15 protein-coding genes and 1 pseudogene are annotated in these 22,066 nt (G+C 58.3%); 5 read left to right on the top strand and 11 right to left on the bottom strand.

From position 1 onward, the window contains the following. The first annotated feature begins 53 nt into the window (after nt 1-53). Nucleotides 54-1,022, top strand: coding sequence for a GlxA family transcriptional regulator (locus tag Q6A51_RS15140; protein ID WP_201019056.1), 969 nt, complete (start codon nt 54-56; stop codon nt 1,020-1,022). A 250-nt stretch (nt 1,023-1,272) separates the two neighbouring features. Then, nucleotides 1,273-2,742 carry a D-alanyl-D-alanine carboxypeptidase/D-alanyl-D-alanine endopeptidase gene (gene dacB, locus Q6A51_RS15145; RefSeq protein WP_201019055.1) on the top strand — a complete coding sequence of 490 codons (1,470 nt, stop codon included), beginning with the start codon at nt 1,273-1,275 and terminating at the stop codon, nt 2,740-2,742. A gap of 85 nt (nt 2,743-2,827) precedes the next feature. Here dacB and Q6A51_RS15150 read toward each other — a convergent pair whose 3' ends face one another. Both Q6A51_RS15150 and rlmKL read right to left on the bottom strand, forming a co-directional pair. Further along, complete coding sequence (locus tag Q6A51_RS15150; RefSeq protein ID WP_304575142.1) at nt 2,828-5,224, bottom strand: sensor domain-containing diguanylate cyclase; 2,397 nt, start codon at nt 5,222-5,224, stop codon at nt 2,828-2,830. A 76-nt stretch (nt 5,225-5,300) separates the two neighbouring features. After that, entirely contained in the window at nt 5,301-7,565 is a 2,265-nt protein-coding gene (rlmKL, locus tag Q6A51_RS15155) for a bifunctional 23S rRNA (guanine(2069)-N(7))-methyltransferase RlmK/23S rRNA (guanine(2445)-N(2))-methyltransferase RlmL (protein WP_201019053.1), read from the bottom strand. Nucleotides 7,566-8,114: 549 nt separating this feature from the next. On the opposite strand from rlmKL, the gene rmf reads away from it, so the two are divergent. Beyond that, nucleotides 8,115-8,330 carry a ribosome modulation factor gene (rmf, locus tag Q6A51_RS15160; protein WP_074569014.1) on the top strand — a complete coding sequence of 72 codons (216 nt, stop codon included), beginning with the start codon at nt 8,115-8,117 and terminating at the stop codon, nt 8,328-8,330. 125 nt (nt 8,331-8,455) lie between these two features. Here rmf and Q6A51_RS15165 read toward each other — a convergent pair whose 3' ends face one another. Then, complete coding sequence (locus Q6A51_RS15165) at nt 8,456-9,481, bottom strand: quinone-dependent dihydroorotate dehydrogenase (RefSeq protein ID WP_304575157.1); 1,026 nt, start codon at nt 9,479-9,481, stop codon at nt 8,456-8,458. A gap of 378 nt (nt 9,482-9,859) precedes the next feature. On the opposite strand from Q6A51_RS15165, the pseudogene Q6A51_RS15170 reads away from it, so the two are divergent. Together Q6A51_RS15170 and Q6A51_RS15175 are read left to right on the top strand one after the other, a co-directional pair. Further along, nucleotides 9,860-11,074: pseudogene (locus Q6A51_RS15170) on the top strand (NAD(P)/FAD-dependent oxidoreductase); the annotation flags it as partial. A gap of 11 nt (nt 11,075-11,085) precedes the next feature. Continuing rightward, a complete protein-coding gene (locus Q6A51_RS15175) occupies nt 11,086-13,800 on the top strand; it encodes a nitrate reductase (protein ID WP_405046151.1) in 2,715 nt (904 codons plus the stop codon). A gap of 70 nt (nt 13,801-13,870) precedes the next feature. On the opposite strand, the gene Q6A51_RS15180 is transcribed toward Q6A51_RS15175, so the two are convergent. The 8 genes from Q6A51_RS15180 to ppsA all read right to left on the bottom strand — a co-directional run bounded on the left by Q6A51_RS15180 (nt 13,871) and on the right by ppsA (nt 21,970). Continuing rightward, complete coding sequence (locus Q6A51_RS15180) at nt 13,871-14,908, bottom strand: OmpA family protein (protein WP_201019049.1); 1,038 nt, start codon at nt 14,906-14,908, stop codon at nt 13,871-13,873. A 106-nt stretch (nt 14,909-15,014) separates the two neighbouring features. Then, entirely contained in the window at nt 15,015-15,605 is a 591-nt protein-coding gene (gene sigX, locus Q6A51_RS15185) for an RNA polymerase sigma factor SigX (RefSeq protein ID WP_122317373.1), read from the bottom strand. 86 nt (nt 15,606-15,691) lie between these two features. Next, nucleotides 15,692-16,516, bottom strand: a complete 825-nt coding sequence (locus Q6A51_RS15190; RefSeq protein WP_201019048.1) for a mechanosensitive ion channel family protein — start codon at nt 16,514-16,516, stop codon at nt 15,692-15,694. 2 nt (nt 16,517-16,518) lie between these two features. Further along, the gene (locus tag Q6A51_RS15195; protein WP_201006865.1) at nt 16,519-16,767 is read right to left on the bottom strand and encodes a CrfX protein; all 249 of its coding nucleotides are present in this window, start codon (nt 16,765-16,767) and stop codon (nt 16,519-16,521) included. A gap of 76 nt (nt 16,768-16,843) precedes the next feature. Further along, nucleotides 16,844-17,839, bottom strand: a complete 996-nt coding sequence (locus Q6A51_RS15200) for a zinc transporter ZntB (protein ID WP_201019047.1) — start codon at nt 17,837-17,839, stop codon at nt 16,844-16,846. A gap of 11 nt (nt 17,840-17,850) precedes the next feature. Then, on the bottom strand, nt 17,851-18,339 hold the full coding sequence (gene rraA, locus Q6A51_RS15205; RefSeq protein WP_201019046.1) for a ribonuclease E activity regulator RraA: 489 nt from the start codon (nt 18,337-18,339) through the stop codon (nt 17,851-17,853). Nucleotides 18,340-18,435: 96 nt separating this feature from the next. Further along, nucleotides 18,436-19,425, bottom strand: a complete 990-nt coding sequence (locus Q6A51_RS15210) for an alpha/beta fold hydrolase (protein WP_304575144.1) — start codon at nt 19,423-19,425, stop codon at nt 18,436-18,438. A gap of 169 nt (nt 19,426-19,594) precedes the next feature. Next, nucleotides 19,595-21,970, bottom strand: a complete 2,376-nt coding sequence (gene ppsA / locus Q6A51_RS15215) for a phosphoenolpyruvate synthase (protein ID WP_201006859.1) — start codon at nt 21,968-21,970, stop codon at nt 19,595-19,597. Nucleotides 21,971-22,066 lie beyond the last annotated feature (96 nt).

A 22,066-nucleotide genomic window follows, 5' to 3' on the forward strand; every position in this document is an offset into this window, starting at 1 on the left:
CGGGCGGGCTTCTAACGACAATCCCCGCTGAAAAACACTTTGGAAGAGGCCTGATGCATACCGTTGCGCTGGTGGTATACCCCAAATTCCAAGCGCTGAGCCTGTCTCTGGGGTCAGTATTCGAGTGCGCCAATCTGCTTCGTGGTGAAGCCGTCTATGACTTTCAAGTGATTTCGGAGACTGGGGGCGCAGTCATGTCATCCCAGGGCTTCTCGGTGAACACCGCCGCATTTGATCCGGCCGGTTACCACACCGTCATAGTGAGCGGGTTCCTTGAAGTGGGTGTCCCCTCCTCGTCACTGCTGGATTGCGTACGGAGCGTCTCCTCACAATCGCGTCGAGTCGCATCACTTTGCACAGGCATTTTTGTGCTCGCAGAAGCAGGCTTGCTTGAGGGAAAACGCGCGACGACACACTGGATGCATGTACCAGCCTTCAAGAAACGATTCCCCGATATCCAGCTCGAAGAGGATCGTCTGTTCGTCGTGGATGGCCAAGCCTGGACAGGGGCTGGCATGAGCGCTGGCATTGACCTGGCACTTGCCATGGTCGAAAACGACTTTGGCAGTGACCTTGCGCGGCAAGTCGCTCGTAAACTGGTCATTCCTCAGCGACGCAGCAGCGAACAATCTCAATTGTCGACACTCCTTGAACTGGCCCCCAAGTCCGACAGAGTGCAGTTGGTGCTGGCCTATGCCCGGGAAAACTTGCGCAGCGACCTTTCAGTGGAAGCGCTCGCTGAGGTCGCAAGGCTCAGCCCCCGGCAGTTCAGCCGTGTGTTTCGCGAAGAAACAGGGGAAACACCCGCTAAAGCAGTGGAGCGACTGCGGGTTGAGTCGGCACGGATCATGATGGAAACCAGTCGCCATCCGGTCGAAGTGGTAGCTCGCGAAGCCGGATTCGGGGATAGGGAGCGGATGCGCCAGGCTTTCTTGCGTGCGTTTGGACAGTCCCCCCAGATGATGCAGAAACTCCTCTGCGATGCTGACTCCAGATTCAGGAATTGCGCAAACCTCCAATAATCTAACGGCTGCGAGAAGCACCCGACACCGGTGGCCCGAAGCGCAGTCGACCAGATGCTCTCCCATACAAAAAAATCCTGTTACAACACCATGCTACAGCCCACGCAGGTCCGGCTTGGGGCATAATGCCGTTCTGTTACAGCGCTGGCCTTGTGTTATTACCCTTGGGCCTCAGGCGTCTATTATTGTTACCGAGGGAATTCATCCATGCCCTCTTTTTGTTCCCCTTCTTTGCTGTAGGGTTTTTTTGATGATCAAATCTTTGCGTCCATTGCTTCTTGCCTCATTTCTCCTGCCACTGGCACTTCCTGTTCATGCTGCCGTCATCAACACCACTCTTCCCGCCAAGGTCCAGCAAGCCCTCAAGGCCAGCAAGCTGAATGACAACGCGCTGTCAGTGGTCATGCTGCCCCTCACCGGCCCTGGCACCCCGACAGTCTTCAATGCCGACGTGTCCGTGAACCCGGCATCGACCATGAAGCTGATCACCACTTACGCCGCGCTGGAAATCCTCGGCCCGACTCACCAGTGGAAAACCGAATTCTTTACCGATGGCACCCTGAGCAATGGCGTTCTGCAAGGCAACCTGTACCTGAAGGGCGGCGGCGATCCCAAGCTCAATATGGAAAAGCTCTGGTTGCTGATGCGCGACCTGCGCGCCAACGGCGTACAGCAGGTGACGGGCGATCTGGTGCTGGACCGCAGCCATTTCGTGCAGCCCCAGTTGCCCGAGTTCAATGATGACGGCAATGACGACAACAAGCCGTTCCTGGTCAAGCCCGACTCGCTGATGGTCAACCTGAAAGCCTTGCGCTTCGTCACCCGCAACGATGACGGCAAGATCCGGGTTTCGGTCGAGCCGCCCATTGCGACCATCCGTATCGACAATCAGGTCAAAGCGCTGCCGTCCAAACAATGCACGGGCGATGTACGCTACAACCCGGTTCCGCAGCCTGATGGCAGCGTCAACGTGACGGTCAGTGGCCAGCTGGGCAATGGCTGCAACTCCCAGACCTACCTTTCGCTGCTGGACCACCCGACCTACGCCGCTGGCGCAGTACGGGCCATCTGGCAGGAACTGGGCGGCAGCATTCTGGGCAGGGATCGTGTCGATGTCGTGCCCGGCAGCGCAAAGCTGCTGGCAAAGGCCTTCTCGCCAGACCTGGTTGAAGTGATCCGCGACATCAACAAATACAGCAACAACACCATGGCTCAACAACTGTTCCTCAGCCTGGGACAGGAGTTTCGCAATGACGCCGACGGCGATGATGCACGGGCAGCACAGCGGGTAATCCGCCAGTGGCTGGCGAAGAAAGGCATCACTGCACCGCATCTGGTCATGGAAAACGGTTCAGGCCTGTCACGCGCAGAACGTGTCAGCGCACGGGAAATGGCAATCATCCTGCAAGCGGCATGGCGCAGCCCCTATGCCGCTGAATTCATGAGCTCCATGCCTCTGGTCGGTATGGACGGCACCATGCGCAAGCGTCTGAAGCGCACCCCACTGCTGGGCGAGGCTCATATCAAGACAGGTACGCTGAACACCGTCAGGGCAATTGCAGGTTTCAGTCGTGACAGCAATGGCAATACCTGGGCGGTCGTGGCCATCCTCAATGATCCACGTCCGTTTGGCGCGTCATCGATTCTGGACGAAGTACTGGTCGATCTTTATCGCCAACCGAAACTGACCAACAGCACGGTCTCCATTCTGCAGCCCTGAGCTGCCGCGCAACCGGTAGGAACGAATTCATTCGCGAGACGTCATGGAAGGCGGCCCCTTCGCGAATGAATTCGCTCCTACCGTATCAGTCGAGCTCCGGTTCGACCCTGTCCCTGCCCGCCATCTTGGCGGCATAGACGCCTGAGTCGGCCCGCAGCAGCAATGCATCAACGCCCTCTCCCGGCCGCCAGCTGGCGATGCCGAAACTGGCAGTGACCTGCCCGACCGTATCCAGCGGCTGGTTGCGCAAGGCCTCGCGCAGACCAAGGGCCAGTTGATAGGCCTGAGGCCCCTGGGTTCCGGGGCACAACACGACGAACTCCTCCCCTCCGATACGACAGAACACATCATCACAGCGCAGCCGCTGGCTGATCTTTCGGGAAATGGCCTGAAGCACCGAGTCCCCGACAGCATGCCCGTATTTGTCGTTGATGCGCTTGAAGTGGTCGATGTCCAGCATGATGACCGACAGATAACCACCGTGCCGATCGATACGCGCCAGCTCGGACTGCAACCTCTCCTGGAAGTAACGGCGGTTATAGGCACCGGTCAGTACATCGGTCACCGACAGCGCTCGCAGCTCCTGCTCGACCCGCTTGAGATCGGATATATCCGAGATGAATCCATGCCAGAGCACGCCACCATCGGGCAGGCGCTCCAGAGTGGCGGCCCCTCGCACCCAGCGCAGTCCTTTGTGCGGCAGCTCGATACGGTACTCCTCGCTCCAGGGCAAGGACAGCTCGGCACTGATACGGATGGAGTCGCGAAGGCGCATGATGTCGGCCGGATGAGTACGCCGAAGCAGAGTCTCGGCATTCTCCAGCAACTCCTCCTCGCTCAGTTCAAACAACTCACACATGCCGACACTGGCGTAGGTAAAGCGTGAACGGCCATCGGCATCCTGCCGGTACTGGTAGATACCGCCCGGCACTTGAGAGCTGAGCTTTTTCAGCAACTGATCACGCGCCTCAAGCGCCTCATAAACACGCTTGTGCTCGGTGATATCAATGCATACCGCCAGATAACCGATCCACTGATCCTGATCGTCACGCACCGCCGTAATCAGCATATTGACCATCAGCGTGCTGCCATCGCGACGCAGAAAGGTCCATTCCCGGGATGTATGGCTGCCCTCTTCGCTGGCATCGACGAACATGGCCTGCGCCGCCGTGATCGGACGCCCCTGGGCTTCACTCAACTCCTTGGCATGAGCCTCAAGCTCCGACAGCCTATGCATGTCCTTGAGCATGAACTTGCCAAGCACCTCATCGTCCGAGTAACCCAGCATTTTCTGCGCGCCGACATTGAAGGTCGTGATCACACCATTGAGATCGGTAGCAATGATCGCCACTTCAGTCGCAGAGTTGAGCACATTGCGCAATTGCCCGTGGGTAACCCGCAATTGCTGCTCGCGCTGACGCAACTCGCGGGTGCGCTGCTCAACCATGTACAAGGCACGCTGGCGCTGGCTGACCAGGCTGTAAAGCAAAGCACTGAGCATCAGGCTCAAGAGCCCGCCAAGCAATGCCACACTGCCAGCCATCGACTGATTGCTCAGCAGAAAGGCTTCGGTAGGACGGACTTCGAGCAGATAGTCGCGATCCCCCATGTTCAGCAAGGTACTGACATGCAGGTCACTCTCGGCCGCCACAGTGGCAGAGCGATATAAAACCTCGGAGTCATCGGGCGAACTCAAATCGAGCATGCTCATTGCCAGGTTGTCCTGGCTCGGCAATCCCTCGTTCATCATTTGGTCGAGGCTGATTATCGCCATCACAAAGCCGCGCAAGACAGGCGTCGGCGAATCGAGGGCCGCGACAGGCGAGAACACCGGCGCCATCAGCAGAATGCCACGGGTATCGGACTTGCTCAGACTGACCAGATCGATACGCGGCGTCGCTACGATTCTGCCCAGCGTGCGAGAACGCTCGACGGCGAGATGCCGGATCCGTTCGGAATACACATCAAAGCCCAGGGGCGGAGGCTTCTTGCTGAGTGTCTGGATAAACACGACCGGAAAGTACTCGTCGCGCACGGCTGCTGCTTTCAATGCGCCGTTCTGATCGAGTTCTCGTATGGAGAAATCCTTTACGCCCGCCTGACGAACGCTCTCTTCAAAAGCTTCACGCTGGTCACGGGTAACGCGGGGCGTCCATGTATAGGCCTGGGTACCGACCAGCATAGGCCCGACAAAACCCTCGTACTCTGCACGAGTGATCTCTTCGGAATAGAGAAAGAAGCGGCGCAGGGTATCAAGCCTTTTGACCTGCCCATCCAGCCGCTCCTGAATGCGGCTGAAACGCTCGCCGGCCAGAAGATCGAAGCGTTGACGCAACTGACGCTGATACAGTTCAAAATTGGCTAACGCCAGCATGACGGTCAGTGCAGCTCCGGCGGCAAAAGCCAGCGCCGCAACCAACCATGCAGAGGCCTGTTCACTGATGAATCCCAGAATTCTGGGCCGGAACTGTTTCGACGCCATATAGAGAACCCGCGACGCTGGCCGTGGTTCTCTTATAGCTATTCGCCAGTAATTTGCCTAGCCCGAATAACGAGAATCAGTTCACGCGCGTCATGATCTTCCAGGCGCGATGGATCTTGCTGTTGCGAGCAAAATCCTGATCGATGGTCTGGGCGGTGATTTCCTCGACGGCGTAGCGTTGGCCAAGGTTCTCGTCCAGCACAAACTTGCGGAAGTTGTTCGAGAAGTACAACACGCCACCAGGAGCCAGACGCGCCATGGCCAGATCTATCAACTCGACCTGATCACGCTGTACATCGAAGATCCCTTCCATGCGCTTGGAGTTCGAGAACGTCGGCGGATCGATAAAGATCAGGTCGTACTCCTCACGGCATGCCTGCAACCAGGCCATGACATCGCCCTGCTCCAGACGGTTCTTGTCGGAGAAGCCGTTGAGCGACAGATTGCGCCGCGCCCAGTCCAGATAAGTCCGGGAAAGGTCGACACTGGTAGTGCTGCGCGCCCCGCCCTTGGCCGCGTGAACGCTGGCAGTGGCGGTATAGGAAAACAGGTTGAGGAAGCGCTTGCCTGCCGCCTCACGCTGAATGCGCATACGCATCGGGCGGTGATCGAGGAACAGACCGGTATCCAGATAATCGGTCAGGTTCACCAGCAGCTTGACCCCGCCTTCGTTGACTTCCTGGAACTGCCCTTGAGCACTTTGACGCTCATATTGTTTCGTGCCGCTCTGACGCTCGCGACGCTTGATCACCACACGGCTCTTGTCGATGTTCAAGGCCTGAGGGATAGCCGCCAGCGCGTCGAACAGACGTGCCGAGGCTTTCTCTGGATCGACGGATTTAGGCGCAGCATATTCCTGAACGTGAACCCAGTCATGGTACAGATCGATGGCCAGGGAATACTCCGGCATATCGGCGTCGTACACGCGATAGCAGTCGATGCCCTCGCGGCGAACCCACTTGCTCATCTGCTTGAGGTTCTTTTGCAGACGATTGGCGAACATCTGCCCGCCTTCGCTCAAACGAGCCTGTTCGACCACAACCGGAGCCGGCTTGATCGGATTGCCATTCTTGTTGAGCTTCTTCTCGTGGTTCGTGCTGACCGGCTCTTCAACCTGCGTCTCGCGCTCGATCTGGCGCTGCTCGGGGGTACGGCGCTCGCCGGTGACGAACTGGTCCGGCAGGACCTTGATGAGCAACAGCTTGCAGGGCAAGGCGCCGTTCCAGAAGGAGTACTGCTTGTGGCTGCGAATCCCCATGCGCTTGCCCAGATCCGGCGCGCCGGTGAACACAGCAGCTTCCCAGTTGAGACAAGCCTGACGCAGACGCTCGCCCAGATTCTGGTAGAGATAGAGCAGGCTCGCTTCGTCACCCAGGCGCTCGCCATAGGGAGGGTTACAGATCACCAGACCTTTCTGGTTCTGATCCGGGCGCGGCTCGAAAGTCGCCACTTCGCCCTGATAGACCTTGATCCAGTCGCTCAGGCCTGCACGCTCGATGTTGTTGCGGCCCGGCTGGATAAGACGCGGATCGGCCTCGTAGCCACGAATCCACAGCGGTGGCCTGGCAAGCCCTGCGGCTGCACGCTCCAGAGCTTCATCATGCAGCTTGCGCCACAAGGCCGGGACGTGGCCGAGCCAGGCCGAAAAGCCCCAACGCTCGCGCTTGAGGTTGGGCGCAATATCCGCGGCAATCATGCCGGCTTCCACCAGGAAAGTACCGACACCGCACATCGGGTCAGCCAGAGCGCCACCCTCGGCGGCGATACGCGGCCAACCGGAGCGGATCAGGATTGCCGCCGCCAGGTTTTCCTTGAGCGGCGCCGCGCCCTGCTGCAAGCGATAGCCGCGCTGGTGCAGGCTGTGACCGGAAAGGTCCAGAGACAGGATAGCTTCACCACGGTCCAGGCGCAGATGCACGCGCAGGTCAGGGTTGATCTTGTCCACCGAAGGACGCAGGCCATCGGAGGTACGCAGCTTGTCGACAATCGCGTCCTTGACCTTCAACGCACCAAAGTGGGTGTTATCGATACCCGAACCATGGCCGCTGAACTCGACCGCCACCGTGCCATCGGCTTCCAGGTGGTCCTGCCAGTCCACATGCAGTACACCTTCGTAAAGGTCGTCGGCGTTTTTCATCGGAAAACGCTTGAGCACCAGCAGCACCCGGTTCGCCAGGCGTGACCACAGGCAAAGCCGATAGGCGGTTTCCATGTCGGCCGTGCCGCGAATGGCGGAGGTGTGTTCGCGTGTTTCCTGAAGGCCAAGCGCGGTGGCTTCCTCAGCAAGCAGGCCTTCGAGGCCTTTGGGGCAAGTGAGGAAAAGTTCGTAGCGATCCGACATGAGTATTCCAGGGCCTGAGCCGTCAGCGGCGGGCAACGCATTGCCCGACCAGATTTAAAACAGGCGTCTTTCATGGAGAGCGCCTGCGTGGCACACAATTTGTGCCGATCCACCGTATGAACCTGTCATGTCATTACGGCAGTCTTGTATCAGTAAAAAAGTGAATATTGGAACCTATGACGTAGGTAATAAAAAGTCACATAGTGACCCTTCGTCGAATAGACCCTGTTTGCATTACGCCATCACTCGCATTTGCAAGCCCGTCTCACTTCCGCCTGAAACCCGCGGGTCAGTAGGGTTACGAGGAGAATCAAATTTGAAACACCCTCCCTCTTATCGCTCTACAGACCTAAATGTGACGTGCTTATGACAAAACGATCATTCACACCGTCTCAAGCTTTGGTTAGAACTCATCTCAGGTCATCACCGCAACGGTAATGACACTAAGGCCCGCGACGCCGGCAGCGGGCACCAACGGCAGATAATTCTGCCCGACCTCGACATGAGGTCTTCAGGGATATAACAGTCAACAGACGAGGGCAATACCCTATGAGAAGACTCAAGCGTGATCCGTTGGAAAGAGCATTTTTGCGCGGATATCAATACGGCGTTACTGGTAAATCCCGTGAGCTTTGCCCTTTTACTCTACCGTCAGTACGCCAGGCATGGATCAATGGTTGGCGAGAAGGACGTGGCGACAACTGGGACGGTATGACCGGCACTGCGGGAATCCACAGACTCAACGAACTTCACGCGGTCGGATAAGGTAGTCTCCGACCAGTCCATCAAATTTTCTACTGACTTTTACACCCAATACCATGCACGCCCCATCCGGGCGGCGGGCTACGGCCCAGGGGCTCCTTCGAGGAGCCCCTTTTTTTCGCCGCAAATCAGCCGCGAGGCATGGCCGCAATAGCATCCACCGACTGACGGATAAGCGCCGGCCCCTTGTAGATGAACCCGGAATACACCTGCACCAGACTCGCACCGGCAGCGATCTTCTCGGCTGCGTGCCGGCCTTCGGTGATGCCACCGGCAGCAATGATCGGCATGCGTCCTGCCAGTTCGGCAGCCAGCACCTTGACGGTATGCGTGCTCTTTTCCCGAACGGGAGCACCGGACAGCCCGCCCGCTTCGTCAGCATGGGACAGGCCTTCGACACCTTCACGGCTGAGCGTGGTGTTGGTGGCAATGACCGCATCCATGCCGGACTCGATCAGGGCCGTGGCGACCAGCACGGTTTCTTCATCGGTCATGTCTGGCGCGATCTTGATCGCCAGCGGCACACGCTTGCCATGCAATTGCGTCAGCTCCTGCTGACGCAGGCTCAGCGCCTCAAGCAATTGCTTGAGGGAGTCGCCAAACTGCAGGCTGCGCAGGCCCGGAGTATTGGGTGAGCTGACATTGACGGTGACATAGCTGGCGTGGGCGTAGACCTTGTCCAGACAGATCAGGTAGTCATCGACAGCGCGCTCGACAGGCGTATCGAAGTTCTTGCCGATGTTGATGCCCAGAATGCCCTTGTATTTCGCGGCCTGAACCCGGGAGACAAGGTTATCCACGCCCAGGTTGTTGAAGCCCATGCGGTTGATGATCGCTTCGGCTTCGGGCAGACGGAAAATGCGAGGCTTGGGGTTGCCCGGCTGCGGACGTGGCGTCACGGTGCCGATCTCGACAAAACCAAAACCCAGCTGCGCAAAGCCGTCGATGGCCGCACCATTCTTGTCCAGCCCGGCCGCCAGACCTACAGGGTTCGGGAAATCCAGGCCCATGACCTTGACCGGCAACTGCGCAGGCGCCTTGCTCAGCAGGCTATTGAGCCCCAGCCGGCCACCGGCGCCGATCAAGTCCAGCGACAGGTCGTGGGAGGTTTCCGGGGAAAGTTTGAAGAGTAACTGGCGGGCCAGGTTATACATGGGCGGGCAAGGCTCGTTGGAAGCTGAATTCAGGGCGCCGATTATAGACATGTGCCGGCCCGGGTGCGAGGCAAGCTTGCATTTACAGGGCAAACCACTCAGTTGCGCCCTCCATCTGTGCGCAACGCTTCACGGCAGTGCACAAACCGGGTGCGTTCGACCGCCAGAAGCCCGGTAAACAGGTTGTTTGCGACTTGGCACAAGCGCTGCATGAGCAGTTCCATGTAATTCACAAGTCTGCAACCTTCAACGATGAGGGCTGCATTTCCCGAAAGAACGGGACCGGACAAAGGCGTCCTCGTCAGGCAACTGGCGGGACGCCTTTTTTGTTTGCGCAGAATTTATCGAGCACGACCCTGTCGTTCACTCGGAGGCAACATGGCGAAACTCAAACTGGTGATGATCGGCAACGGAATGGCCGGGGTTCGCACCCTTGAAGAACTGTTGAAGCTGAACGAAGAGCTTTACGAGATCACCGTCTTCGGCGCCGAACCGCACCCCAATTACAACCGGATCCTGCTCTCCCCGGTGCTGGCTGGCGAGCAGACCTTCGACGACATCGTGCTCAACGACCTGGGCTGGTACAGAGAGCACAACATTCAGTTGCTGCTCAACCGCCGCGTGGTAAAGATCGACCGCTCCAAACGGATCGTCATCGCAGACGATGGCACTCAGGCCCGCTATGACCGCCTGCTGATCGCCACCGGCTCACGCCCTTTCGTGCTGCCGGTTCCCGGCAATACGCTCAAGGGCGTAATCGGCTATCGCGACATCGCTGACACGCAACTGATGATCGATACTGCAACCACCCACCGCCGCGCCGTGGTCATCGGTGGCGGCCTGCTGGGGCTGGAAGCAGCCAACGGCCTCAAGTTGCGGGGCATGGATGTGACAGTGATCCACAACGGCCAATCGCTGCTGGAGCGGCAACTGGACAGGACCAGCGGCCAGATGCTGCAAGCGGCCCTGGAGCAGCGCGGCCTGAAATTCCGGCTCAATGAACAGACCGAAGCCTTTCTCGGCGATGAGCAAGATCAGGTTCAAGCCGTGCAATTCAAAAGCGGCGCCGTGATTGACGCCGATCTGGTGGTCATGGCCGCGGGTATTCGTCCCAATATGGAACTGGCCGCACAGTCAGGCCTGCCCTGCGACCGCGGCATTCTGGTCAACGACACCCTGCAAACCTACGACCCACGGGTCTATGCCATCGGCGAATGCGTCAGCCATCGCGGCATCGCCTATGGCCTGGTCGCGCCGCTGTTCGAGCAAGCCCGAGTCTGCGCCAATCATCTCGCACAACTGGGTTTCGCCCGCTATCCGGGCTCGGTCACGTCAACAAAATTGAAGGTCACCGGTATCGACCTGTTTTCTGCCGGCGACTTTCTGGGCGGGGAAGGCACTGAAAGCATCACTCTTTCGGACCCTATAGGCGGCATATACAAAAAACTGGTCATCAAGAATGACGTACTGGTCGGAGCCTGCCTGTATGGCGACACCGCCGACGGCAGTTGGTACTTGCAGCAGATCCGGGAAAACCGAGGGATCGATGCCATTCGCAATCACCTGATGTTTGGCGAACAGACTACCGGCGAGGCAGCATGCGCATGACCGAGCCCTCGACCACTCAAATCACCGCCTCGACCTGCTGCTACTGCGGCGTAGGCTGCGGCGTCCTGATCGAACATGACGGACAGAACATTCTCGGCGTCAGTGGCGACCCACAGCACCCGGCCAACTTCGGCAAGCTGTGCAGCAAAGGCTCAAGCCTGCACCTGACTGGCGACCTGTCGGCGCGAGCGCTCGACCCGCAACTGCGCCTGAGCAAAGACCTGGCACGCAGCGTCACCGACTGGAACACCGCGCTGGAACATGCCGCCAATATCTTTGCCGACACCATCAAGGAACACGGACCCGACAGCGTAGCGTTCTATATCTCGGGGCAATTGCTGACCGAGGATTACTACGCCTTCAACAAGCTGGCCCGGGCACTGGTGGGCACCAACAACATCGACAGCAACTCCCGGCTGTGCATGTCTTCGGCAGTGGTTGGCTACAAGCGCAGTCTGGGCGCCGACGCGCCACCGTGCAGCTATGAAGACATCGAGCTGAGCGATTGCATGATGATCGTCGGCAGCAACATGGCTTACGCTCACCCCATCCTGTTTCGTCGTCTGGAAGAAGCCAGAAGCCGTCGACCCGAGATGAAAATCATCGTGATCGACCCCAGGCGCACAGACACCTGCGAGCTGGCGGACCTGCACCTGGCAATCCTGCCGGGAACGGACGTGGCGTTGTTTCACGGCATTCTGCATTTGCTGATATGGGAAGGCCTGGTTGATGACGACTTCATCGACGCGCACACCCAAGGTTATGCAGACCTGAAAAACCTGGTGCGCGACTACACACCACAATACGTCGCACACACCTGCGGCATTGCGGTCGAGCAACTGCAAACCTGCGCCCGATGGATTGGCCAGGCTCCCAGCTTTCTATCGCTCTGGTGCATGGGCCTGAACCAGTCCACGGCCGGGAGCGCCAAGAACAGCGCCCTGATCAACCTGCATCTGGCCACCGGCCAGATCGGCCGACCCGGCGCAGGCCCCTTCTCTCTTACCGGCCAGCCCAATGCGATGGGTGGCCGCGAAACCGGCAGCCTGTCCAATCTGCTGCCAGGCCATCGTGAAGCAGGTAATCCCCAGCATCGTGCCGAAGTCGCCGAATATTGGGGTGTCGACACGCTACCGGCAACCACCGGCCTGCCCGCCATCGAACTGTTCGAGCAGTTGCAGTCCGGCAAGATCAAAGCGTTATGGATCGCCTGCACCAACCCGGCCCAATCGCTGCCTGATCAGCAAAAGGTCAAACAGGCACTGAGCACATGCCCGTTCGTTGTCTTGCAGGAAGCCTTCCAGACCACCGAAACCGCACGCTTCGCCGACCTGCTGCTGCCCGCCGCCAGTTGGGGTGAAAAGGAAGGCACGGTCACCAACTCCGAGCGACGCATCTCCAACGTACGCAAGGCCATTCCCGCTCCGGGTCAGGCACGTCCCGACTGGGCGATTACCGTGGATTTCGCGCAACGTCTGGAGCGCAGGCTGCGCCCCGATATGCCAGCCCTCTTCGACTTCACCAGTCCACGGCAGCTATTTGATGAATATAAAGTCCTGACTCAAGGCCGTGATCTGGACATGTCCGGTATCGACCGCGACCTCATCGACCGCTGCGGCCCGCAGCAATGGCCTTTTCCTCAGGGAGCCCGCACGGGCACCACTCGCTTGTACAGCGATGGCGTATTCCCGACGGCTTCGGGGCGGGCACAGTTCGTCTGCGATGCCTATGTCGCCGCCAAAGAGCTGCGCGATGCGCGTTATCCGCTGACACTCAATACCGGGCGGTTGCGCGATCAATGGCACGGCATGAGCCGCACGGGTACGGCGGCACGCTTGTTTGGTCACGCCAGCGAGGCAGTGCTGGGGTTGCACCCGGAAGAAATGGACCGCTACCGGTTGCAGCCAGGCGACCTGGTCCATTTGAAAAGCCGCCGTGGCGATCTGGTCGTGCCCGTCAGCAGCGATGATGGTGTTCGCCCAGGCCAGGCATTCCTGCCGATGCACTGGGGAGATCGTTTTCTCAAGGGCGGCGTCAATGTGCTGACCCAACCCGCCTTCGACCCTCTGTCCAAACAACCGGAACTCAAACACTCGGGGGTGCGGATTGAAAAAGCCCACCTGCCCTGGCAATTCTTCGCGCTGATCGAAGGCGACGTGCAAAGCCACCTGACAGCGCTGCGCCCGCTGTGTGAAGCATTTGCCTATGTCAGCCTGGGATTGATCGGCCGCGAACGCCCTGCCCTTGTGATACGGGCAGCCAATGACGTAGCACCCGAGCACTCGCTGCTGGAAGCCATCGATCACCTGTTGGGGCTGGATGAAGGGACAGTAATGGCCTATGACGACCCCAAGCGCTCTATCGGCAAACGCATTCGTCTCGACAACGGCCGCATCATCGCCTTGCGCCTGGCCGGAGAAACCCTGGCTCAGCACTGGTTACAGAATCTATGGCTGCAAGGTCAGGTGGACGAGCAATTGCGTCGCTGGATGCTGGCCCCCATCAGCACAGAGCCAGGCAAGAACGCCTCTCTGGCCCGCGACAAGATTCTCTGCAACTGCAAGAACGTCAGCCAGAGTGCAATCATGAAGGAAATCGATAATGGCCTGGACTTGAATCAGTTGAAAACAAAACTGGGCTGCGGAACCCAGTGCGGTTCCTGTGTACCGGAAATAAAAAGGTTGATCAACGCGGTGGTGCTGGCTGATTAAGCATCGATTTGCCGAATCGCACGCAAAGAAAAGCCCGGCCTGAGCCGGGCTTTTCATTAAAGCAGGCTAATTACTTAGCTTGTGCTTCAACTTCTGCTTCTACGCGACGGTTTACTGCGCGGCCAGCTTCAGTTGCGTTGTCAGCAACTGGACGGGTTTCGCCGTAACCAACCGAGTTTACGCGGTTAGCGCCAACACCGTACTGGTTGACCAGAACTTGTTTAACGGCGCTTGCGCGACGCTCGGACAGTTTCTGGTTGTAAGCGTCAGGACCGACGGAGTCAGTGTGACCTTCAACAGTGGTGGTGGTTTGTGGGTATTGCTGCATGAAGTCAGCGAGGTTCTTGATGTCGCCGTAGCTGTTAGGCTTGACCACAGCTTTGTCGAAGTCGAACTTGACGTCCAGCTCAACACGAACAACTTCAGCAACTGCCGGGCAGCCATCAGCGTCAACAGTTACGTTGGCTGGGGTGTTCGGGCACTTGTCGACGTTGTCGCACACGCCGTCGTTGTCGCTGTCGGAGCAGACTTCAGCAACCGGAGCAACTGGAGCTGCTTCGGTTTTCTTGCTGCCGCCACCGAAGTTTACGCCGATACCGACGCTAGGAGCCCACTCGGTCTCGCCTTGGTCGATGTTGTACTGAGCTTCAACGCCAGCACGAGCATAGAAGTTTTCGGTGAAGTACAGCTTGGCACCGCCGCCGATGTTGGCGAAGGTGGAACCGTTACGACCGCCACGGCCAGTCTGACCGATGCTCTGATCGGAGAAACCTGCAGACACGTATGGACGCAGTGTGTCGCCTGGAGCGTTGAAGTGGTACAGAGCGTCCAGGGCAGTGTTGGAGCCCTTGATGTTCTTGCCATCATTGCCACGAGCGTTGTGGACTTCGTCGTAGCCCAGACGCAGTTCAACGTCGTCAGTCAGGAAGTAACCGATCGAACCGCCGAACAGGTTGCCGTCGTTTTTGAAGTCACGGGAGCTGTCGAAATATTGTTTCTTGGCGAAGCCCTCGATCTCGACTGCGCCTTGGCCTTGTGCCAGCACGCCGAACGAAGTCGCGGCAACGATAGTACCAATGGCCAAGCCCAAGGTGTTTTTCAGTTTCATCCGTTAAATCCCCATCTGGTGATTGTAAAGCAGCCCCTTGTAACCGGGGCAATTCGTCGGCAAGTCTAGCAGACCCTGCCAGTTCGTTAGAGATAATTGCTCCGAGTTAAGTTTCGGTGATGCCCGCAAATTTCTCACGTAATTTATCCAATGCCCGCTTATAGCGCATTTTCGTTGCGCTTAAGCCCATGTGCATTATGTCTGCGATCTCCTGAAATTCCAGCTCTGCGACAAATCGCAGCACCAGGATCTCCCGATCGATCGGGTTCACATGCACAAGCCAGCGATCGAGACCGCCCCTTTCTTCAGGTTTGGGCGTCTTCTCTTCAGACGCCTCCTCAAGCGGGTCCAGACTCAAAGCGTCCATCAAGCGACGCTTACGCCGTTCCTTTCTGTACTGAGTGATGCACTCGTTGTAGGTGATGCTGTAAAGCCAGGTTTTGAATTTCGATTTACCTTCGAAATTCTTCAATCCATACAAGACCTTAAGCATCACTTCCTGACAGACATCATCAGCATCGCGATCGTTCCCTAAATAACGTGCACAGACGTTAAAAAGTGTTCTCTGGTAACGTCGCATCAACTCTTCGTAGGCCCGCGTCACGTGAAAAAGCTCGACGTGGGCGCGCGCGACCAGCTCCTCGTCTGAGAGCTCGCGGGGGTCGTAGCGCGTCGAAAGCGGTAAGGGTTTATTCAAAACGAGTCGTGCCGACAGTCAGGTCAATGTCAGCCACTGCCCAGATTCCGGCAAATTGTGGCGGCATAGATTAGCAGATTCCCCGCTTAACGGCTGCTTACTCTCTGTTCGAGAAGAATTTTGTTGGAAAACGACACCAACTCCCCCTCGTCTGTCAGCAGTGTAGTCTTGACCGTACCGATTTCCTCGATTTGCCCCTCTACCTCGCCAACCTGCAAATGCTGGCCGACCTGATAAAGCTCTCGAACATAAATGCCGGCCAGAATCTGGCTGGCTATTTCACGACTCCCCAGACCCAATGCCAGCGCGACAGCCAGACCAACGGTCAGAAGGCCGATCACGATGACGTGGTTGAGCAGGTCTGTCTTGACCTCAAGCTGGCTGATCGCAACGGAAATACTGATGATGATGACCAGCCCCTGAGCGATTCGCCCAAGGCCCGGAGCATAATCGACACCCACGCCCTCGGCAGCGCCACGTACCAGCCCGTTGACCAGTTGCGCAAGCAGCACACCGACAAGCAGTACCAGCGCAGCACCAAAGACCTTGGGCAGGTACAACGCCAGCATGTCCAGCGTCGACGAAACACGTTGCAGGCCAAGAGACTCAGCCGCGGAAACCAGGAAAATCAGCAGAACGAACCAGTAGACGATCTTGCCGATCAAGGTGGAGATCGGCACTTTCACGCCGGCACGGCTGATCAGCTTGGTCAGCCCGGTACCGCCCATTAGACGATCGAGCCCGAGCTTGGCCAGCAATTTCGATAACAGGGCGTCGAGCAGCTTTGCAACCACGAAGCCCAGCAGCACCACCACAAGGGCGCCAAACAGGTTGGGGATGAAGTTTGCAACTTTGGTCCACAATGCAGTCATTGCAGCAACCAGACTCTGGGTCCAGAGATCCAATTCCATGTTCAATCAGCCTTATCGACAGGGCGAGCAGTAGGTTGTGTGCGACGGGAAACAGGTGAAACGTGCGCAGAACCGTTATTGAGGGCAATCATCATCGTCTGGCACCAGCGGCCAAGCAGCCCGAACAGTACACCGGCACCCACCTGACGGTTGGCGGTTTTCAGGACACGGCCAAGACAAGCGTCATCATCCCGGCTGGAGGATGACGATTTGAGCATGTCTCGCAAAGATTCTTCAAAGGGATCGTGCATCAGGCACCTCACGCAATGTCAGTGAGAGACGTGACCAGTTTCGGGCGAGTCACAAACGGCATTGAAAATTTATCCGTCACAACCAGCGCAAACGCCTGAAAAGCAGCCACTGCCCCACCGCCACCATGACAATCAAGGCACAGGCCAGAACAAATCCGTAAGGATTGTCGGAGCCGGGAATACCGCCGACGTTGATCCCCAGCAGCCCGGTCAGGAAACTCATGGGCAGAAAAATACCGGTGATGATCCCGAAACGGTACATGGTGTGATCCATGCGCTCACGCAGACGCCGGTCTTCGGACTCCAGCAGCAACCCGACCCGCTCGCGGGTCAGCTCAAGCTCTTCAAGGTAACGGGTCAGGCTGTTGTTCAGTTCGTTCCAGTAATCGGCATCGTCATCGACGAACCAGCCAAGCTTGATACGCGATAGCTGGCCGAAGATATCCCGCTGGGGTGCAAGAAAGCGGCGCAACCCCGCTGCCCGCCGCCGAATCTGCAGCAGCTTGCCGTGTTCCGGGCTGTAACGCTCGTCGGCATCGGTCTTTTCTTCCTCGTCATCGACCGACTCGGTCAAATCGCCGAGCAGGTCCTGCACCTTTTCGGTCAGGTATTGAGCCAGATAAAGCGTCAGTTCGGAGGCTGTCTTCGGACCTTTGCCTTCACTCAACTGCTCAATGAGTTCTTCGGTAGCCCGCAAAGGCCGCAGCCGCAAGGAAATCACTCGCTGGGCAGCCGCGAAGATCCGCACCGACACCATGTCTTCAGGCTCGGCTCCCGGATTGAGGTTCACACCTCGCAGGAACAGCAACAGCTCCTGATCAGGCAAGGGCAACAAACGCGGCCGGGTATTTTCTTCGAGCAGCAGCGTGCATGCGAACTCGCTCAGGCCACTGGAATTACGCAACCACGAATGAGTCTGCGGGTGACTACGGTCCCAATGCAGCCACAGACTTTCGTGGGGCTGCATCTGAAGACCATCGAGTTCGGTTCGAGCAATGAAACGCGCTCCGCCCTGACCATCCAATACGAGGGCATGAACCAGCCCCCACTGCGCATTTGCTTCGTCGAACATTCTTGCTTCGCTTATTCCGGCATTTTCAGAGGGGACGGAGAAATGATCACACCATTATTGTCGGCATACAGGTAATCGCCCGGCCGAAAAGTGACGCCGGCGAAGGTCACCGGGACATTCGAATCACCGATGCCGCGCTTGTCGGTCTTTTTCGGGTGGCTGGCCAGCGCCTGCACGCCCAGATCGGTTTGCGCCACAACATCGACATCGCGGATGCAGCCATAGATCAACAAGCCTTCCCAGCCGCTTTTCGCAGCCTTGTCAGCCAGCAGATCGCCCAACAGCGCACAACGCAGAGAACCGCCACCATCGACGACCAGAACCTTGCCTTTGCCGTCGAGTGCTACCTGGTCTTTCACCAGTGAGTTGTCCTCAAAGCACTTGATGGTCACGATCTCGCCACCAAAGGAGTCACGGCCGCCGAAGCTGCTGAACATGGGTTCTACGACTTGCACCAGCTCCGGATAGGCATCACACAAGTCGGGGGTCGAATAATGCATGGCTAACTCCTGTCAGTGAGAGATGGGTTGCTCAGGGCAGCATAGTGGCTTTGGCCTCAACTTTCGCCCCTGTTCCCATACAAACACAAAACCGGACTATTGCCCTACCGCTTCCTGCAACCCGGGACTCTCGACAGAAGCAGAACGCTCCTGCAGCCAGCCGAGCACTCGCGGCCAGACCTGCTGCTGCGCACCCTTGCTGACCAGCATCCTTACATGGTCGAAATCTTCGTTGAAACCATGCTCGCGACCCAGGCACAGGAACTCCCGCTGCTGCGAGCCAAACTGGTCGAACAGCATCTGACAGGCCCACACCGGGTCCTGATGATCGCCGACCGCAGCCACCGCGAGAACCGGCACTTCAACACTGGCCAGCCCCGTCCACCAGTTGCTGTCGCGATCACCGAAACGACCGAACAGGCCGTGCCAGCGCATGCTTTCCAGGACGATGCCAATCGGCTCGTCTTCTGGCCCGCGCTTGAAGCGAGGCCCGGAAATATGCTCGAAAGGCTTGAGCAGCAAGCGCCCGGACCATTGCACGGGAGGGATTTTCAGCGGCCAGTAGGTACGGCTGATCTGACTGCCAAACAACGCAACCGAAGCGGCACCCGCCGGCCCGAGATATTGGCCACCCAACGCTGCTGCCAGCGTGGTGCCACCCAGAGAGTGGCCGATCCAGTGCGGCACTTGCCCGTTCTGCTCGCGAACGAAGGCGGCAATGGCCGGCAGGTCGTAGCGGGCATAATCCGCCACGCGGTTGCGGCGATAGTCCTGATTGCGGGCCGAAAGCCCATGCCCGCGCATCTCGGCAATCCATACATCGTAACCGGCACGCGCCAGGAACGGCCCAAGGCCGATGCCCTTGGGCGAATACCAGAAACGGCGATTGGAAAAGCTGCCATGCAACAGAATGACCGGCACACCGCGCACATCAGGCTGATCCACCAGCCCGAGACGGGTAACAGCCAGCTCGACACTGGGATCAGGGCTGTTGGCAGGTTTCAAGCGATAGACGTCCTCGACCAGATCGCCACGACGCTCGGCACTGATCAAGGCAACGGGAAAAAGATTGCTGCTGCTTTGCATATTGCTCTTTATCTTTGGTTCAAAGGCATCGGGTCGCCTCTGACAGACTGGTGAAACTGCGGGTTTGGGGCCTCACATGAAAAAGGGCGGTTTCCGAAAAAACCGCCCTTTCCAAAACGCCTGAAACCCTAGACGATTCAAGACGCTATTGCATCACATCCGAAACATCTCAGGCCTGAGCCTGCCCCTCCGCAAGGAAGAACCAGGTTTCCAGTACCGAGTCCGGGTTCAGGGAAACACTTTCGATGCCCTGCTCCATCAGCCAGCGAGCCAGATCCGGGTGGTCCGAAGGGCCCTGACCACAGATGCCGATGTATTTGCCCGCTTTGTTACAGGCCTGGATGGCATTGGACAGCAGCTTCTTGACCGCCGGATTACGCTCGTCGAACAGGTGCGCAATGACGCCCGAGTCGCGGTCCAGGCCCAGTGTCAGTTGGGTCAGGTCGTTGGAGCCGATGGAGAAACCGTCGAAGTACTCCAGGAACTCTTCGGCCAGAATCGCGTTGGACGGCAACTCGCACATCATGATGATGCGCAGACCATTCTCACCACGCTTGAGGCCATTGGCCGCCAGCAGATCGATGACCTGACTCGCCTCACCCAGAGTGCGCACGAACGGCACCATGATTTCGACGTTAGTCAGGCCCATGTCCTCGCGCACACGCTTGAGGGCACGGCATTCAAGCTCGAAGCAGTCGCGGAAATTCTCGCTGATATAGCGCGAAGCACCACGGAAGCCCAGCATCGGGTTCTCTTCTTCCGGCTCGTACAGCTTGCCGCCGATCAGGTTGGCGTATTCGTTGGACTTGAAGTCCGACAGACGCACGATGACCTTCTTCGGTGTGAACGCTGCCGCCAGGGTGCTGATACCCTCGACCAGCTTGTCGACATAGAAACCGACCGGGTCGTTGTAACCGGCAATGCGCTTGTCGACGCTGTCCTTGATCTCGGGTGGCAGGCCGGCGTAGTTGAGCAAAGCCTTGGGGTGTACGCCGATCATGCGGTTGATGATGAATTCCAGGCGCGCCAGACCGACACCGGCGTTGGGCAGCTGGGCGAAATCGAACGCACGATCGGGGTTGCCGACGTTCATCATGATCTTGAACGGCAGCTCAGGCATGGCATCGACCGAGTTGGTCTTGATGTCGAAGCCCAGTTCACCCTCGAAGATATAACCGGTATCGCCTTCGGCACAGGACACGGTGACGCCCTGCCCGTCTTTCAGCAGTTGAGTCGCATTACCGCAACCCACAACAGCCGGGATACCCAGTTCGCGAGCAATGATCGCTGCGTGGCAGGTACGGCCACCACGGTTGGTAACGATAGCGCTGGCGCGCTTCATGACCGGCTCCCAGTCCGGGTCGGTCATGTCGGAAACCAGAACGTCGCCGGCCTGGACCTTGTCCATCTCGGACACGTCCTTGATGATCCGCACCTTGCCTGCGCCGATACGCTGGCCAATGGCACGACCTTCGACCAGAACGGTGCCGGTTTCCTTGAGCAGGTAGCGCTCCATGACATTGGCCGAGGAACGGCTTTTCACGGTTTCAGGACGCGCCTGAACGATGTAGAGCTTGCCATCGTCGCCGTCTTTGGCCCACTCGATATCCATCGGCGCCTTGTAGTGCTTCTCGATGATCATCGCCTGCTTGGCCAGCTCGCTGACTTCGGCATCGGTCAGGCAGAAACGCGCACGGTCGGCGACGTCGACATCAACGGTCTTCACCGAACGACCGGCCTTGGCCTCGTCGCCGTAGATCATCTTGATGGCCTTGCTGCCCAGATTGCGGCGCAGAATGGCCGGGCGGCCAGCTGTCAGGGTGTCCTTGTGGACATAGAACTCGTCCGGGTTGACCGCACCCTGCACCACCGTTTCGCCCAGGCCGTAGGCGCCGGTGATGAACACCACGTCACGGAAGCCGGACTCGGTATCAAGGGTGAACATCACCCCGGCAGTACCGGTCTCGGAACGAACCATGCGCTGAACGCCTGCCGACAGGGCCACCAGCTTGTGGTCGAAGCCCTGATGCACACGGTAGGAAATGGCGCGGTCATTGAAGAGGGAAGCAAACACTTCCTTGGCGGCACGAATGACGTTATCGACACCACGGATATTGAGGAAGGTTTCCTGCTGGCCAGCGAAGGAGGCATCGGGCAAGTCTTCTGCAGTTGCCGAAGAACGCACGGCTACGGCCAGGTTCGGATTGCCTGCCGACAAAGCGGCGAAAGCAGTGCGAATCTCGGCATTGAGCCTCTCGGGGAACTCGGCCTCCATGATCCACTGACGAATCTGCGCGCCGGTTCTGGCCAGAGCGTTGACGTCGTCGACATCCAGAGCGTCCAGGGCTGCATGGATCTGATCGTTCAGACCACTCTGCTCAAGGAAATCACGGTAGGCCTGGGCTGTCGTAGCGAAACCACCGGGCACCGAAACACCAGCGCCTGCCAGGTTGCTGATCATTTCGCCGAGGGATGCGTTCTTGCCTCCCACGTGCTCCACATCATGGACGCCGAGCTTATCGAGGGAAACTACGTACTCTACCAAGGTGATCTCTCCACTAACTGTGTTTGTTGTTGGGAAAAGCTCATGGACCCGAGCCACGCGCAGTGTGACAGCGGGCATTTCTCAGTCTGTTCTGGA

This window comes from Pseudomonas serbiensis, assembly GCF_030580745.1.
GTDB lineage: Bacteria > Pseudomonadota > Gammaproteobacteria > Pseudomonadales > Pseudomonadaceae > Aquipseudomonas > Aquipseudomonas serbiensis.

What these genes read in the sequence shown, in the direction of transcription:
- rraA (WP_201019046.1), bottom strand. Translation starts at nt 18,339, where the DNA reads ATGCATTATTCGACCCCCGACTTGTGTGATGCCTATCCGGAGCTGGTG.
- Q6A51_RS15195 (WP_201006865.1), bottom strand. Translation starts at nt 16,767, where the DNA reads ATGCACGATCCCTTTGAAGAATCTTTGCGAGACATGCTCAAATCGTCA.
- Q6A51_RS15175 (WP_405046151.1), top strand. Translation starts at nt 11,086, where the DNA reads ATGACCGAGCCCTCGACCACTCAAATCACCGCCTCGACCTGCTGCTAC.
- Q6A51_RS15140 (WP_201019056.1), top strand. Translation starts at nt 54, where the DNA reads ATGCATACCGTTGCGCTGGTGGTATACCCCAAATTCCAAGCGCTGAGC.
- Q6A51_RS15210 (WP_304575144.1), bottom strand. Translation starts at nt 19,425, where the DNA reads ATGCAAAGCAGCAGCAATCTTTTTCCCGTTGCCTTGATCAGTGCCGAG.
- Q6A51_RS15165 (WP_304575157.1), bottom strand. Translation starts at nt 9,481, where the DNA reads ATGTATAACCTGGCCCGCCAGTTACTCTTCAAACTTTCCCCGGAAACC.
- Q6A51_RS15190 (WP_201019048.1), bottom strand. Translation starts at nt 16,516, where the DNA reads ATGGAATTGGATCTCTGGACCCAGAGTCTGGTTGCTGCAATGACTGCA.
- Q6A51_RS15150 (WP_304575142.1), bottom strand. Translation starts at nt 5,224, where the DNA reads ATGGCGTCGAAACAGTTCCGGCCCAGAATTCTGGGATTCATCAGTGAA.
- Q6A51_RS15180 (WP_201019049.1), bottom strand. Translation starts at nt 14,908, where the DNA reads ATGAAACTGAAAAACACCTTGGGCTTGGCCATTGGTACTATCGTTGCC.
- rmf (WP_074569014.1), top strand. Translation starts at nt 8,115, where the DNA reads ATGAGAAGACTCAAGCGTGATCCGTTGGAAAGAGCATTTTTGCGCGGA.
- dacB (WP_201019055.1), top strand. Translation starts at nt 1,273, where the DNA reads ATGATCAAATCTTTGCGTCCATTGCTTCTTGCCTCATTTCTCCTGCCA.
- Q6A51_RS15200 (WP_201019047.1), bottom strand. Translation starts at nt 17,839, where the DNA reads ATGTTCGACGAAGCAAATGCGCAGTGGGGGCTGGTTCATGCCCTCGTA.
- rlmKL (WP_201019053.1), bottom strand. Translation starts at nt 7,565, where the DNA reads ATGTCGGATCGCTACGAACTTTTCCTCACTTGCCCCAAAGGCCTCGAA.